The organism is Paractinoplanes toevensis (genome assembly GCF_018332695.1).
Classification (GTDB): Bacteria; Actinomycetota; Actinomycetes; order Mycobacteriales; family Micromonosporaceae; genus Actinoplanes; species Actinoplanes toevensis.
The window spans coordinates 152,523-167,088 of sequence record NZ_BOQN01000048.1 but is presented as its reverse complement, the minus strand read 5'-3'; the positions used below and the strand labels follow the sequence as shown (position 1 = coordinate 167,088).

Annotated in this window: 8 protein-coding genes; 3 read left to right on the top strand and 5 right to left on the bottom strand. The window is 71.2% G+C overall.

Annotated elements, in window-relative coordinates; translation table 11 throughout:
- Window positions 1-27 precede the first annotated feature (27 nt).
- Together Ato02nite_RS16740 and Ato02nite_RS16735 are read right to left on the bottom strand one after the other, a co-directional pair.
- Window positions 28-2,268: a heavy metal translocating P-type ATPase gene (locus Ato02nite_RS16740; protein WP_213007477.1), complete on the bottom strand. Its 2,241-nt coding sequence runs from the start codon at window positions 2,266-2,268 to the stop codon at window positions 28-30.
- A gap of 13 nt (window positions 2,269-2,281) precedes the next feature.
- Window positions 2,282-2,908, bottom strand: coding sequence for a TetR/AcrR family transcriptional regulator C-terminal domain-containing protein (locus Ato02nite_RS16735; RefSeq protein WP_213007449.1), 627 nt, complete (start codon window positions 2,906-2,908; stop codon window positions 2,282-2,284).
- 56 nt (window positions 2,909-2,964) lie between these two features.
- Here Ato02nite_RS16735 and Ato02nite_RS16730 point away from each other — a divergent pair, with 56 nt between their 5' ends.
- Both Ato02nite_RS16730 and Ato02nite_RS16725 read left to right on the top strand, forming a co-directional pair.
- Window positions 2,965-3,705, top strand: coding sequence for an alpha/beta fold hydrolase (locus Ato02nite_RS16730; protein ID WP_213007448.1), 741 nt, complete (start codon window positions 2,965-2,967; stop codon window positions 3,703-3,705).
- A 9-nt stretch (window positions 3,706-3,714) separates the two neighbouring features.
- Window positions 3,715-4,878 carry an NAD(P)/FAD-dependent oxidoreductase gene (locus Ato02nite_RS16725; protein ID WP_246607060.1) on the top strand — a complete coding sequence of 388 codons (1,164 nt, stop codon included), beginning with the start codon at window positions 3,715-3,717 and terminating at the stop codon, window positions 4,876-4,878.
- 16 nt (window positions 4,879-4,894) lie between these two features.
- Here the strand turns inward: Ato02nite_RS16725 and Ato02nite_RS16720 are convergent, their stop codons facing one another.
- Window positions 4,895-9,832 (bottom strand): NAD-glutamate dehydrogenase, encoded by a 4,938-nt coding sequence (locus Ato02nite_RS16720; protein WP_213007447.1) that lies wholly within the window; start codon window positions 9,830-9,832, stop codon window positions 4,895-4,897.
- A 213-nt stretch (window positions 9,833-10,045) separates the two neighbouring features.
- On the opposite strand from Ato02nite_RS16720, the gene Ato02nite_RS16715 reads away from it, so the two are divergent.
- A complete protein-coding gene (locus Ato02nite_RS16715; RefSeq protein ID WP_213007446.1) occupies window positions 10,046-11,974 on the top strand; it encodes a penicillin-binding transpeptidase domain-containing protein in 1,929 nt (642 codons plus the stop codon).
- A gap of 18 nt (window positions 11,975-11,992) precedes the next feature.
- On the opposite strand, the gene Ato02nite_RS53275 is transcribed toward Ato02nite_RS16715, so the two are convergent.
- Together Ato02nite_RS53275 and Ato02nite_RS16705 are read right to left on the bottom strand one after the other, a co-directional pair.
- Complete coding sequence (locus Ato02nite_RS53275; protein WP_213007445.1) at window positions 11,993-13,531, bottom strand: arginase family protein; 1,539 nt, start codon at window positions 13,529-13,531, stop codon at window positions 11,993-11,995.
- A 12-nt stretch (window positions 13,532-13,543) separates the two neighbouring features.
- On the bottom strand, window positions 13,544-14,476 hold the full coding sequence (locus tag Ato02nite_RS16705) for a tetratricopeptide repeat protein (protein WP_213007444.1): 933 nt from the start codon (window positions 14,474-14,476) through the stop codon (window positions 13,544-13,546).
- Between the last annotated feature and the right edge of the window lie 90 nt (window positions 14,477-14,566).

Genomic DNA, 14,566 nt, shown 5'->3' with positions numbered 1-14,566 from the left:
GGCGGACGGGTTCGACGGATGGGCGGATCAGTGCGGGGCGAAGCGGCGGAGGCGGAGGCTGTTGAGGACCACGAAGATCGAGCTCAGGGCCATCGCCGCGCCGGCGATCATCGGGTTCAGCAGGCCGGCGGCGGCCAGGGGCAGGGCGGACACGTTGTAGGCGAACGCCCAGAAGAGGTTGCCGCGGATGATGGCCAGGGTTCGGCGGGACAGCCGGACGGCGTCGACCGCTGCGGTCAGGTCGTCGCGGACCAGAGTGAGGTCCGAGGCCTGGATGGCCACGTCGGTGCCGGCGCCCATCGCCAGGCCCAGGTCGGACTGGGCCAGGGCGGCCGCGTCGTTCACGCCGTCGCCGACCATGGCCACCGAACGGCCCTCGGCCTGCAGGCGCTTGACCACGTCGACCTTGCCGGACGGGAGCACCCCGGCGAAGACCTGGTCGATGCCCACCTCGGCGGCCACGGCCTCGGCCACCGCCGGGGCGTCGCCGGTGACCAGCATCGGTTCCAGGCCCAGGCGTCGCAGGGATGAGATGGCGGCGGCGCTGGTCGGCCGTACGGTGTCGGCCAGTGCGATCCACCCTCGGGCCGTGCCGTCCACGCGGACCTCGACCCAGGTCGCCGCGGCCGGGCCGGCGGCGCCCGCCAGGCGCACGGTGTGCGAATCGGCATCCGCAAGAAGCGACGAGTTGCCCGCGCCCGACAGGCGCGCTGTGGGAGAAGCCGCGCCCGTGAGACGGACGGTGGGCGATAGGGACATCGGGGGCGTGCCGGTGCCTATCTCGACGGGGACGCCGTCGATCTGGCCTTGGACGCCGACGCCGGCGGTCGCATGGAAGTTCGTTACCTCGGGCAGCGGGCCTCGGTCGCGGGCCGCCGCGGTGATTGCTCGGCCCAGTGGGTGCTCGCTCGCCGACTCGACGGCGCCGGCCAATCGCAGCAGTTCGGCCTCGGTGATGCCGGCGGCGGGGACGATGGTGACCACCGACATCCGGCCGGTGGTCACCGTGCCGGTCTTGTCGAGGATGATCGTGTCTACCCGGCGGGTCGACTCCAGGGCCTCGACGCCTCGGATCAGGATGCCCAGCTGGGCGCCGCGGCCGGTGCCGACCAGCAGCGCGGTCGGGGTGGCCAGGCCCAGGGCGCACGGGCAGGCGATGATCAGGACGGCAACGGCGGCGGTGAAGGCGGCCGTGGTGCCGCGGCCGGTGCCGAGCCAGAAGCCCAGGGTGCCGATGGCCAGGACGATCACTACGGGAACGAACACGGCCGAGATGCGGTCGGCCAGGCGCTGCACGGCCGCCTTGCCGTCCTGGGCCTCTTCGACCAGGCGGGCCATCTGCGCCAGCTGGGTGTCGGCGCCGACCTTGGTCGCTCGCACCACCAGGCGGCCGCCGGCGTTCACCGTGGCGCCGGTCACCGGGTCGCCGGGGCGCACCTCGACCGGCACCGATTCGCCGGTCAGCAGGCTCAGGTCCAGGGCCGACGCGCCGTCGAGTACCACGCCGTCGGTGGCTACCTTCTCGCCGGGGCGTACCAGAAAATGGTCGCCGACCCGCAGGTCGGCCGCCGGGATCTCCCTCTCGGTGCCGTCCCGCAGCACGGTGACCGTCTTCGCGCCGAGTTCGAGCAGCGCGCGCAGGGCGTCGCCGGCGCGGCGCTTGGCTCTTGCCTCCAGGTAGCGGCCGGCCAGCAGGAACGTGGTCACCCCGGCGGCGGCTTCCAGGTAGATGGCGTCGCCGTCGCTCGCGGTCAGGGAGAACGGGTGGGTCATCCCGGGCATGCCGGCGTCGCCGAGGAACAGTGCCCAGACCGACCAGCCGAACGCGGCGAGGGTGCCGACCGAGACCAGGGTGTCCATGGTGGCCGCGCCGTGCCGCAGGTTGACGAACGCCGCCCGGTGGAAGGGCCAGCCGCCGTAGACGACGACGGGTGCGGCCAGCACGAGCGACAGCCACTGCCAGTAGTCGAACTGCAGGGCGGGGACCATCGCCAGCACGATCACCGGCAGGCTGAGCACGGCGGAGACGAGGAGGCGGTCGCGGAGTGCATCGCGGGTCTCCGCGGGTTTCTCGAAGGTGGCCGTATAGCCGGTTTTTTCCACCACGGCGATCAGGTCGGCCGCGGTGAGCGACGACGAAACGGTGGCCCGGGCCTTCTCGGTCGCGTAGTTCACCGTGGCGGTCACGCCGTCGAGCCGGTTCAACTTCTTCTCGATGCGGCTGGCGCACGACGCGCACGTCATCCCGCCGATCTCCAGCTCGATCATCTGAGGCACGGGCCTAGTCTATACCCCCCTGGGGTACAGAACCGAGGACCGCCTCGGTGCCGGCGACCAACACGTTCAGCCCGTGCTCAAATGCCTCCGCAGGTTCCCGGTAGCCGCCGGACCGGAACGCCTCGCTCAGCGTCGGCAGCGACGCCAGGATCGCCAGCTCCTCCTCGCCGGGCGGACCGATCCGGGCCTGCTCCTGGAGCACGAAACCGTTTGTGTAGTCACCCACCGTCATGATCGTGCGCAGCGCGAGCGCCGGCGAGAACCCGATCCGGACCATCGCCGCCAGCTCACCCTCGAAACCGGCGAGCGCGCCCGGCGCGCGCCGGGCCGAGGTGATCAGGCGGGCGCCGTCGCGGTGCGAGAGCAGGCTTTTTCGGTACGCCCGGGCGCGTCGCCGGATCCATTCCTGCCACGGCTCCCCGTCGCGGGGCGGGCCCATGCCGGCCGCCGTGATGATCGCCGACGCCATGCCGTCGAGCAGTTCCTGCTTGGTCTTCACGTGCCAATACAGCGCCGGGGACTGCACACCCAACTCGGCGGCGAGCCGGCGGACGCTCAGGCCGTCGAGCCCGACCTCGTCCAGCAGACGCAACCCGGTCTCGATGAGCACCTCACGCGACAAGCCCTTCACGACCTCACCTTAGCAGTGCTAAATTCGCCTTAGCGGTGCTAAGGAGGAGGGGCGCGATGAACCACGTGATCCTGGTGGTGCACGGTGGCATGGGCGATCGGTCGAGCTGGAAACGGGTGACCGATCGCCTGGACGACCGCTTCCGCACGGTGCGCCTGCACCGCCGGCAATACCGGCTGGAGGTGCCCCGCAAGGTGACCATGGCCGACGAGGTGGACGAGGTGCGGGCGGCGGCCGCCGAGCTCGATCGGCCGATCATCGTCGGCCACTCCTCCGGCGCGGTGCTGGCGCTCGAGGCACTCGTCGCCGAGCCGGACCGCTATGCGGCCGCGGTCCTCTACGAGCCACCCCTGGTGATCGACCAGCCGCTCGGCGGAGGCGGCCGGATCGACCGGGCTCGCGCGGCCCTGGCCGCCGGCAAACCCGGCACCGCCTTCGCGATCTTCCTACGGGAGATCGCCGGGATCCGCTCCCCGATCGTCACGCTGGCGAAGTTCACGATGAACCGCAACCGCACCATCGGTCCGGTCGTCGAACGCCAGCTCGACGACAACGACGCGATCGACGCGCTGGGCAACCGCCTCGACGCGTACCGGAAGATCGACGTTCCGGTCCTGCTGATCGCCGGCGAGCGCAGCCCGAAGCACCTGATCGAGCGGCTCGACGCGCTGCAGGCCGTGCTCCCCCGGGCGAGCCGGGTCACTCTCGCGGGCACCGGCCACACGGCCGAGCGAGACGCCCCCGATCGGCTGGCCGAGGCGATCGCAGGCTTCGCCGCGTCGGTGGAGGCAGGCTAGTCTCCGCAGGTGACGACACATGTGGTGGTGCTGGGGGCCGGGTTCGGCGGGCTCGAGCTGGCGACCGTCGTGGCCGCGGAGTGCGGTGACGACGTCGAGCTGACTCTGATCGACAAGAGCGAAGGGTTCGTGTTCGGCTTCTCCAAGCTGGACGTCATGTTCGGCCGGGTGAGCGCCGAGCATGTGCTGCACCGGTACGCCGACATGGTCAACCCCGGGGTGCGATTCGTCCGCGCGACGATCACCGCGATCGACCCGGCCGCGAAGCGGGTGGAGACCAGCGCGGGCACGTTCGAGGCGGACGTCCTGGTGGTGGCGCTCGGCGCCGACCTGCACCCGGAGGCCACGCCGGGCCTACTCGAGGGCGGCAACGAGTTCTACACGGTCCCCGGCGCCTTCGCGGCCCGGGACGCACTACACGACTTCAGTGGCGGCAAGGTGGTCGTCGCGGTCACCTCGACGCCGTTCAAGTGCCCGCCCGCGCCGAGTGAGACCGCGCTGCTGGTGCACGAGTTCCTCACCGAGCGAGGGCTGCGCGACTCCTCGGAGATCTCCCTGGTCATGCCGCTGGGCGCGCCGATCCCGCCGTCGCCGGACGCGTCGAAGGCGGTGCTGGCCGCGTTCGCCGAGCGGGGCATCGCCTGGCGCCCGGAGACGTTGGTGCGGTCGCTCGACCCGACACGCAAGGTCGCCGTGCTGAGCGACGGCGAGGAGATCCCGTACGACCTGTTCCTCGGCGTGCCGGTGCACCGCGCGCCGCAGGTCGTGGCCGATTCCGGCCTGGCCGTCGACGGCTGGATCCCGGCCGACTCGCTCACCCTGGAGACGTCCTTCCCGGGGGTCTACGCGGTAGGCGACGTGACCAGCGTCGGCACGCCGAAGGCCGGGGTCTTCGCCGAGGGGCAGGCCGCCGTGGCCGCCGCCCGCATCGTCGACACGATCAAAGGCAGGACCGCAACCAGCGAGTACGGCGGTAAAGGCGTCTGTTACCTCGAGATGGGCGCCGGGCAGATGGCGAAGGTAGAGGTCACGTTCCTCGCGGGGCAGCGTCCGGTCGGCGGCCTGCAGGGACCGTCACCCGAGCTGATGGCCGACAAGAGCACGTTCGGCGCCGAGCGGATCCGCCGCTGGTTCGGCCGCGAATGGCAGCCGGCGGCCGGCCCCTCGGTGTGAGGGGCCGGCCCGGCCGTCAGCTCGCCGCGGTCTTGACCAGGGTGCGGATCTGCCGGAGCAGGACCGACAGGGCGGCCAGCTCGGCGGGGGTGTCGTCGACGTTGCCCATCGCGTTCGACGCCCGGGCGATCGAGGCCGCGTTGACGTGCTCCCACTGGGACACCCGGTCGGGGGCCGGCGACTCGGACGAGGTCGACTCCATGACCTCGACCGTGAGGGCGGCCAGCGCGGCGTACAGGTCGTAGCGCAACGCCATCCGGGCCAGCGTCTGCCAGCGGTCGCCGCGCGGGAGCTTCGAGATGTGCGACAGCAACTGGTCGATCTGGAAGCGCTCGGACAGGACGAAGTAGACCTGGGCCACCTCGGTCGCGTCCCGGCCCGACGACGCGCTCGCGGTGAGCACGTCGAGCAGGCCGAAACCGTAGTTGCACCAGGTGACCCGCTCGGCCAGGTCGAGCGGCACACCCTTGTCGATCAGCGTGGCCACGTGCTCGTCCATCGAGCGGCGTTCGACACCGATCAGCACGTTCTGGAGTTCGGGAAGCAACGCGCGGATGCCGGGCTGGAGCTTGGGGATCTCGGCGGCCACATCGATCGGCGAGCGGCGGGTGCTGACCAGCCAGCGGACGGCCCGGTCGAGCAGGCGCCTCGACTCCAGGAAGACCAGCGTCTGCGCGGACGTGGGCACCCGGTTGTCCAAGGCCTCGGCCGCGGCCCAGATGTCCGGCAGCCCGTACGCCTCGCGGACCACCACGTACGCCCGCATGACGTCGGCCGCCGACGCGCCGCTCTCCTCCATCGCCCGGTAGACGAACGACGTACCCCCGCGGTTGACCACCTCGTTGACCAGCGCCGTGGAGATGATCTCCCGGCGCAGCCGGTGGCCGGCCATCCGGCCGGCGAAGCGCTCGCGCAGCGGCGTGGGGAAGTAGCGGGCCATGACGTCGCTGGTCCAGGCCTCGTCGACCAACTCGTCGACGAGGACCTCGCGCTCCAGCGAAATCTTGACGTACGCGAGGAGGACCGCGAACTCGGGAGCGGTCAGCCCCTCGCCCGCCTCGTAGCGGGCGGCCAGCTCGGCGTCCGTCGGCAGGGCCTCCAGCTCGCGGTTGAGCTGCCCGCTCTCCTCCAGGTCGTTGAGCATGCGCCGGTGCACCGGCAGCAGCGAGTGGGCCTGCGCCCGCGCGTTGCCGAGCGCGAACGCCTGCTCGTAGTTGTCCCGCAGGACCAGCCCGGCGACCTCGTCGGTCATGGTGGCCAGCAGTTCGTCCCGCTGGGGCAGGGTCATCTCGCCCGCGGTGACCGCCGCACCCAGCAGGATCTTGATGTTGACCTCGTGGTCGGAGCAGTCCACCCCGGCCGTGTTGTCGATGAAGTCGGTGTAGATGCGGCCGCCGGTGCGGGCGAACTCGATCCGCCCGCGCTGGGTGAGGCCGAGGTTGCCGCCCTCGCCGACCACCCGGACCCGCAGCTGCGACCCGTTGATCCGGATCGCGTCGTTGGTCTTGTCGCCGACGTCGGCGTGGGTCTCGCCGGCCGCCTTCACGTAGGTGCCGATGCCGCCGTTGAAGAGCAGGTCGACCGGTGCCCGCAGGATCGCCCGCATCAGGTCGGTGGGGCTCATCGCGGTGGCATCGCCCAGGTCGAGCGCCGCCCGCACCTGGGGCGAGATCGGGATCGACTTGGCCGTGCGCGGATAGACACCGCCACCCGGCGAGATGAGCTCGGCCGAGTAGTCGGCCCAGGAGGATCGGGGCAGGTCGAACAGCCGCTGCCGCTCGGCGAACGACGTCGCCGAATCGGGATCGGGGTCCAGGAAGATGTGCCGGTGGTCGAACGCCGCGACCAGCCGGATGTGCCGGGAGAGCAGCATCCCGTTGCCGAAGACGTCGCCGCTCATGTCGCCCACGCCGACCACCGTGAAGTCTTCCGTCTGGGTGTCGGTGCCCAGGTCGCGGAAGTGCTTCTTGACCGATTCCCAGGCACCCTTCGCGGTGATGCCCATCTTCTTGTGGTCGTAGCCGGCCGAACCGCCGCTGGCGAACGCGTCGCCGAGCCAGAACTCCTTGGCCACCGAGATCTCGTTGGCGATGTCGCTGAACGTCGCGGTGCCCTTGTCGGCCGCCACCACCAGGTAGGGGTCGTCGTGGTCGTGCCGGACCACGTCGCGCGGCGGCACGATCTTGCCGTTGTGGATGTTGTCGGTGACGTCGAGCAGGGCGGTGATGAACCGCTTGTAGCACTCCACGGCCTCGTCGCGGTCGCCCGGTTTCTGCTTGAGGACGAAGCCACCCTTGGCGCCGACCGGCACGATCACCGCGTTTTTCACCATCTGGGCCTTGACCAGGCCGAGCACCTCGGTGCGGAAGTCCTCGCGCCGGTCCGACCAGCGCAGACCACCGCGGGCGACCGCGCCGAACCGCAGGTGCACGCCCTCGAAGCGAGGGGAATACACGAAGATCTCGTACTTCGGGCGGGGCTGCGGAAGGTCGGGGATGGCCTGCGGGTCGAGCTTGAACGCCACGTAGGACTTCGGCCGGCCGTCCGCGCCGCGCTGGAAGAAGCTGGTGCGCAGGGTCGCGTTGATCAGCGTCAGGTAGGAGCGCAGGATGCGGTCCTGGTCGAGGCTGTCCACCCCGTCCAGCAGCTCGGTGATCTTGTCGACCATCTCGCCGGCCAGCCGGCCGCGCTCGGCCTCCCCGGCTTCCAGCCGGGGCGAGAACCGGGTCTCGAACAGCATCACCATCGAGCGGGCGATCTCCGGGTACGCGATGAAGGTCGACTCGATGTAGCGCTGCGAGAAGACGCCGCCGGTCTGGCGCTGATATTTCGCGTACGCCCGGAGCACCACCACCTGCCGCCAGGTGAGCCCGGCCCGCAGCACCAGCTCGTTGAACCCGTCGACCTCGGCCTCACCGCGCCAGGCCGCCGCGAACGCGTTCTCCACCTGCGGGCGCACCTCGGCCAGCTCGCGGTGCGCGGCCGGCGGGAGCAGCCCGAAGTCGTAGAGGTAGACGGTGCCGTCGGTGCGGCGGATCTCGTACGGCCGCTCGTCGACGACCTGGGCGCCGAGCGAGTGCAGCACCGGGAGGACGGCGGACAGCATCATCGGCTCGCCGTACCGGTAGACCTTGAACCGCACGTCGTGGTCGTCGGGCACCGGCTCGCCGGTCTTACCGAGGTGCCGTTTGCGGTACAGATGCATCTCGAGCTGGCCGGGCTCCTCGAGCAGCTCCAGCTTGGCCAGATCCTGCATGCCCTCGTACGGCGTGTGACCGTCCTTGTAGCTGTCCGGGTAGGCGTGCGAGTACCGGGTGAACAGGTCGCGGGCCGGCTCCTCCCCCAGCTTGCGCTCCAGCACCAGGGAGAAGTCGTCGTCCCACATGCGGGTGGCGTCGGCCAGCATCTCGGCCAGCTCGTTCGGGTCGACCTGGCCGGGCGGGTCGGCCGGGTCGGTGCGCACGATGAAGTGCACCCGGGCGAGCATCCGCTCGGTGACCCGGGTCGTGTAGTCGACCCCGATGCCGTTCAGCTCGCGCAGCAGAATCTCCTGCATGCGCAGCCGGTTACCGGTGGTGAAGCGGTCGCGCGGCAGGTAGATGAGGCAGCTGATGAATCGCCCGTACCCGTCACGCCGCAGGAAGAGCCGCAGCTGACGACGCCCCGCCATGCGCAGCACGCCGATGACGGCCTCGTAGAGGTCGTCGGTCTTGATCTGGAAGAGCTCGTCCCGCGGGTACGTCTCCAGGATCTGCAGCAGGTCCTTGCCGGAGTGGCCGCGCGGGGACAGGCCCGAGCGGTCCAGCACCTCGGTGACCTTGCGCTTGACCACCGGCAGCTCCCGCACGCTGGTGCGGTAGGCGGACGAACTGAACAGGCCCAGGAAGCGGCGCTCGCCGACGACGTTGCCGTGGCCGTCGAAGACCTTCACGCCGATGTAGTCCAGGTAGGCCGAGCGGTGCACGGTGGCCCGCGAGTTGGCCTTGGTGATCACCAGCAGGCGTTTCTCGAGGGCCCGCTGGTAGGCCTCGGGGGTCATCGTGGAGAGCCGCCGCGGGGTCGAGTCGCCACGCAGGATGCCCAGGCCGGTGCCGGGCACCGCATTGAGCACGTCGGAGTCCAGACGGTATTCGCGGTAGCCCAGGAACGTGAAGTGGTCGTGGGCGAGCCACTTGAGCAGCTCGATCGAGTCGGTGACGTCCTTGTCCGGCACCGGCAGCTTGACCTCGGACCCGCGCGCCGCGGCCAGCTCGTCGGCGATCACCAGGGCCCGCTGGCGCATCCGCGGCCAGTCCTCGACCGCGTCCCGCACGTCGGTCAGCACCCGGCGGACCTCGTTGTGCAGCTGCTCGCGGGCCTCCGCGCGGCGGATCGGGTCGATCTCGATCCGGATCCAGCTCTCCACCAGGTCGCCGTCGATGGCGTCGTCCGGCTCGACGTCGGCGGCCAGCTCGGCCATCGCGCCCAGCGGCTCCCGGCGCACCACGATCAACGGGTGCACCATCAGGTGCACCTGCAACTGATGCGCGGTGAGCAGGGCGATCACCGAGTCGACCAGGAACGGCATATCGTCGGTGACGATCTGCAGGATGGTGTGGCACTGCTCGCCGACCGGCGGCGTGATCGCCAGTTTCAACTCGCCGGGCAACCGCACCGCGGCGAGCTCGCGATGGGCGACCGCTGCGTCATGCATCTCCTGCGGCGAAAGACCGACCAGCTCCTCATCCGGCGCGAACCGCCAGAACCGGCCGACCAGCGACGCCGTCGCGTGGTCGTTGCCCGCCACCTCGACGGCCTGCGCCACCAGGCGCTCCCCGTTCGGTAGCGGTTCGTCGATCTCCCCGTCCTCGGACGCACCGAGGCGGCCCGTGAGGGCCAGCCCGGGACCTTGAGACAGATCCAACTCATCGGAATTCGAGTCGGTTTCCGTCGCAGCCTCGTCGGCGACAGACATGGCCAGGCGCTCCCCTCACCCACGACACTGTGGGTTCGAACTAGTCGCCCACAGCCTACGGCTGACTAACCGCGCCGGATCACACGCGTGGTGGGTTCGGGCCGATCGTCGCCGAATTTGCTCCACGTCACCCCATCCGGGTCCACGGGACGAGCGCATCTTTATTACCGTTCCGTAGCATCGCCTCACGGCGTACCCAGAAAGAGGTGCTTCATGCTCTACCGACGGCAACTGACCGGCTACCGACGGGTTGCTTTCGCGGCCGCGTTGACACTGGTCGCCGCCGGTTTAACGGCGTGCTCGAAGGACGGACCGGACGGCACGCTCAAGGATTTCCTGGCCGGCTGGCGCAGCGGAAACCTCAGCTCCGTGGGCTTCGTGGGCGCCGACGGCGGCAAGGTCGCGGCCAACGACGTGGTCACCCAGCTCCAGGAACTCTCCGGTGACCTGGCCAAACAGTCGTTGGTGCTGACCCCGGTCGGCGATCCGAAGACGACCGGGGACATCGCCTCGGCCGAGATCAAGCTCGACTGGACGCTGCCCGGTGGCACCCCCTGGTCGTACGACAGCACGGTCCGCCTGACCAAGCAGAACACCAAGGGCTGGCGGGTGGTCTGGGAGCCGGCGATCGTGCAGAGCGAGTTGCTGACCGGCGACAAGCTGAAGGTCCGCCGGGTCGCCTCGAAACGGGCCGGGATCCTGGACGCCAAGGGCACCGCGCTGGTGACGCCGCGTGACGTGGTCACGGTCGGCGTCGAACCGCAGAAGATCAAAAACTTGGCACAGTTGCAGAAGGATCTCGACGCCGCCTTCAAGTCGATCAAGGTGACGGTCGACATGTCGAACCTTGCCGACCGGGTCAAGAACGCCGACCCCACCGACTTCGTCGACCTGGTCACGCTACGCCGGCCGGACTACAACAAGATCCGCGACAAGGTCCGGCCGCTGCTCGGCACCTCCTTCATCGAAGGCACCCGCAACCTCGCGCCGACCCGGGCCTTCGCCCGGGCGCTGCTCGGCACGGCCGACGAGGCCACCCGGGAGGACATCGACGCCAACCCCGACTCGGTCGCCCAGGGCGACGTCGTCGGGCACGGCGGCCTCCAGCAGCGGTACGACACGGCCCTCCGCGGCACCGCCGGACTCTCCGTGGTGATCGCCCGGGAGGCCGCCGACGGCACGGTCACCGACACCCAGCTGTTCAGCACCAAGGCAGTCGACGGCAAGCCGATCAAGATCAGCCTGGACACCGCCACCCAGAACGCGGCCGACACCGCCCTGGCCACTCAGAAACAGCCCAGCTCGCTGGTGGCCATCAAGGTCAGCGACGGCACCGTGCTGGCGGTGGCCAACGGCCCGGACGGCGGCACCGTCGACACCGCGCTGAGCGGGCAGGTCCCGCCCGGTTCCACCTTCAAGACCGTTTCCGCGTACGGGCTGCTGGCCAAGAAGATCGTCACCGCCGACACCGCGGTCAACTGCCCGAAGACCGCCAACGTCGACGGTCGCGAGTTCAAGAACTCCGGCGGCGAGGTGCTCGGCAGCGTGCCGTTCCACGAGGACTACTCGAAGTCCTGCAACACGGCCTTCGTCGGGCTGGCCCCGAAACTCGGCGCGGCCGGGCTCAACGAGGCGGCCACCGCGCTCGGCCTCGGCACCCAGTGGGACCTGGGCGTCGACGCGTTCAGCGGCAAGATCTCGGCGGCCGAGACCCCGACCGAGCTGGCCGCGGCCACGTTCGGGCAGGGTGCCACCGCGGTCAGCCCGATCGCGATGGCCTCGGTGGCCGCCGCGGTCGCCCGCGGCCAGTTCAAGCAGCCGAAACTCGTGCTCGACCCGGCGCCGGCCAAGGCCGCCGCGGACGGGGCGCAGCTCGACCCGGCCGCGGTCGCGGCGCTGCGGTCGATGATGCGCGAGGTGGTCACCGACGGCACCGGGGCGGCGCTGGCGGACGTCAAGGGCAAGCCGGTGTTCGGCAAGACCGGCACGGCCGAGTTCGACGACAAGAGCAAGGACACGCACTCCTGGTTCATCGGTTACCAGGGCGACGTGGCCTTCGCGGTGATGGTCCAGAAGGGCGGCGCCGGCGCCGAGGCCGCCGTCCCGCTCGTGGCGACGTTCCTGAACACCCTGAACAAGTAGGAAACCGGGCCCGGCTCGTCAGGCGATGTCGGCCGGCGAGCCGGAACCCAGATCGAACGCCGGCCGCTGAACCGGCAGCGAGAAGCCCTCGCCGGCCGGGTGGTCGTCGGACTGGCGAGGGCGCAGCATGCCGGGCCGGGTGGCCGGGAGCGGCTTGGAGTCGAGCAGCGGCGCCTGACCGAGCGGCCGAGGCGCCAGCCGGATCTCCTCGGGCTCCTCGTCGCCGTCCTCTTCGGGATCCAGCTCCGCGGCCGCTTCGGCCTCCGGCTCCTCCTCGAACTCCGCCTCCGCCTCATCGGCCGCGCGGGCCACGGAAGCCGGGCCCGAGGCGGCCAGAGCAAGGGCAAGCGGGTTGACGGAAGGCGCCGACTCCGGCTCCGCGACGGCCGGGGCCTCCGAATTCGGAGCCGAGGCCGCCCGAGCCAAGGCAAGCGGATCGAACGAAGGCGCCTTCGGTTCCTCGGCCTCCGGCTCCTTCGCCTCCGGCTCCTCCGCCTCGGGCGCCGAAGCGGCTAGGGCCGCGGCGAGCGGGCTGAAGGGCGGCGCCGCTGGTGCCTCGGGCTCGTCGGCCGGCGCCGGCCGGGGGGCACGGCGGCCGGGGGCGGCCAGGTCGGCCCGGGCCGCGATCAGGTCGGGGCGCGAGGTCACCGTGCGGGCCGCGGCCAGGCCGGCCGCCACCGCGTTGGTGATCTCCTCGGCGTAGGAGCCGTCGGGGTCGTAGTCGGGGTCGAAGACGGTGATCTCGACGCCCAGGCAGTGCGGTGACTCGACCAGCCCGGCCAGCAGGATCTCCAGCTCGGGGAACGCGATGCCGCCCGGCGACGGCGCGTCGACGGCCGGCATCACCGCCGGGTCGAGCACGTCGACGTCCACGTGCAGCCAGTAGCCCGCGCAGTCGACGAGCTGGTCGCGGGCCCACTGCGCGCTGCGCGCCGCGCCCTCGGCCCGCAGCGCCGGCACCGGCCGGGTCACGATGCCGGCCGCCTGCAGGTCGAGGCGGTATTCGTCCTGGGCGCGGATGCCCAGGACCACCACGTCGATGTCGCGGAAGTAGGGCCGGCGGCCCTCGATCGACGCGAGGTCGGGCTGGCCGCGACCGGTGACCAGGGCGAGGTCTTCGCCGGCCGCCGCGCCCACGTAGGACGCGTTGCCGGGGTGCCGGAAGTCGGAGTGGCCGTCGACGAAGACCAGGCCGATGCGGCCGCCGACGGCCTCGCCGAGCCGGTGCATGGCCAGGCCGGAGCCGAGCAGGATCGAGCAGTCGCCGCCGAGGATCACCGGGAACTCGCCGGCGTCGAGGATGCCGCCGATCCGGTCGGCCAGGGCCCGCGAATAGGCCGCGATCTGCTCGGCGTGCGCCACCCCGTCGCCCGGCCGCCAGTCGCCCGGGTCGTAGCGCGGCGGGGTCAGGCAGCCGGCGTCGCGGGCGTGCAGCCGGGTCAGCAGGCCGTGGTCACGGAGGGCTCCGGGCGCCTTGGCACAGCCGGGCACCGAGGTCGCGGTCGGCGGGCGCAGACCGAGATTGGACGGTGCGTCGAGGACTGCGATGCGGCGCACGGAGCCTCCCGCCTAGAAGAGTGCGCTGGCCAGCGCTCGTCGGGCCCCGGCCACCGCCGGATCGTCCGGGCCGGCCACGCTGAACAGCGACAGCAAATGCTTGCGTACGGCGTCGCGGTCGTCGCCGGAGGTGCGCTTGACCAGCGCGACCAGCCTTTCGTAGGCCTTGTCGGCCTCGCCGCTGAGCACCTCGAAGTCGGCCGCGAGGCGCTGGGCGTCGAGGTCGTCGGGGTCGGCGGCCGCGTTGGCCACCACGGCGGCCGGGTCGGCCCCCTCCACCCGGCGGTAGAGGGCGACCTGGGCCAGGCCGGACTCGGCGGCCGCGTCGGTCGGAGTCTCGGCGAGGATCTTCTTGTAGGCCGCCTCGGCCGCGTCGAGGTCGCCGACCATCAGCGCGTCGTCGGCCGCGTCGATCCGCGGGTCGGCGGGCTCCTCGACCGAGATGCCACCGGCCTTGAGGACGGCGTCGACATATTGCTTCACCTGGTGCTCGGGGAGCACGCCGGTGAAGCCCTCGACCAGCTGGCCGCCCACCACCGCGACCACCATCGGGATGCCCTGCACGCGGAGCGCCTGGGCGAGCCGGGGATTGGCGTCCACATCGACCTTGCCGAGCACCCAGGAGCCGCCACCGGCGTGGGCGAGCCGCTCGAGCACCGGTGAGAGCTGCTTGCACGGCTCGCACCAGTCGGCCCAGAAGTCGATGATGACCGGGGTCGACAGGGATCGCTCGAGAACCGCCGTCTGGAAATTGGCCTCGGTGACGTCAATGATCGTTTCGGGCGCGCCGCCCGGGAAGCCCGCGGCCGGGGCGCCGCCGTCGGGGCCGCTCGGGGCGGCCGGGCGGCTCGGGTCCGCCGACGGGGCAGGGGCCGGGGCTCGCAGCGCGCTGAGATCGACCGCGCCGCGGGTGAAGATCGACGGAGTGGTCCGTGGGTCGCTCATGGTTACCTAGTCTCGCACGCTGACAAGGCGGTTCGCCGTGCCGCGGGGCGGCCGATATCGGACGTCACAACCGCACGTCCTGCCGATACT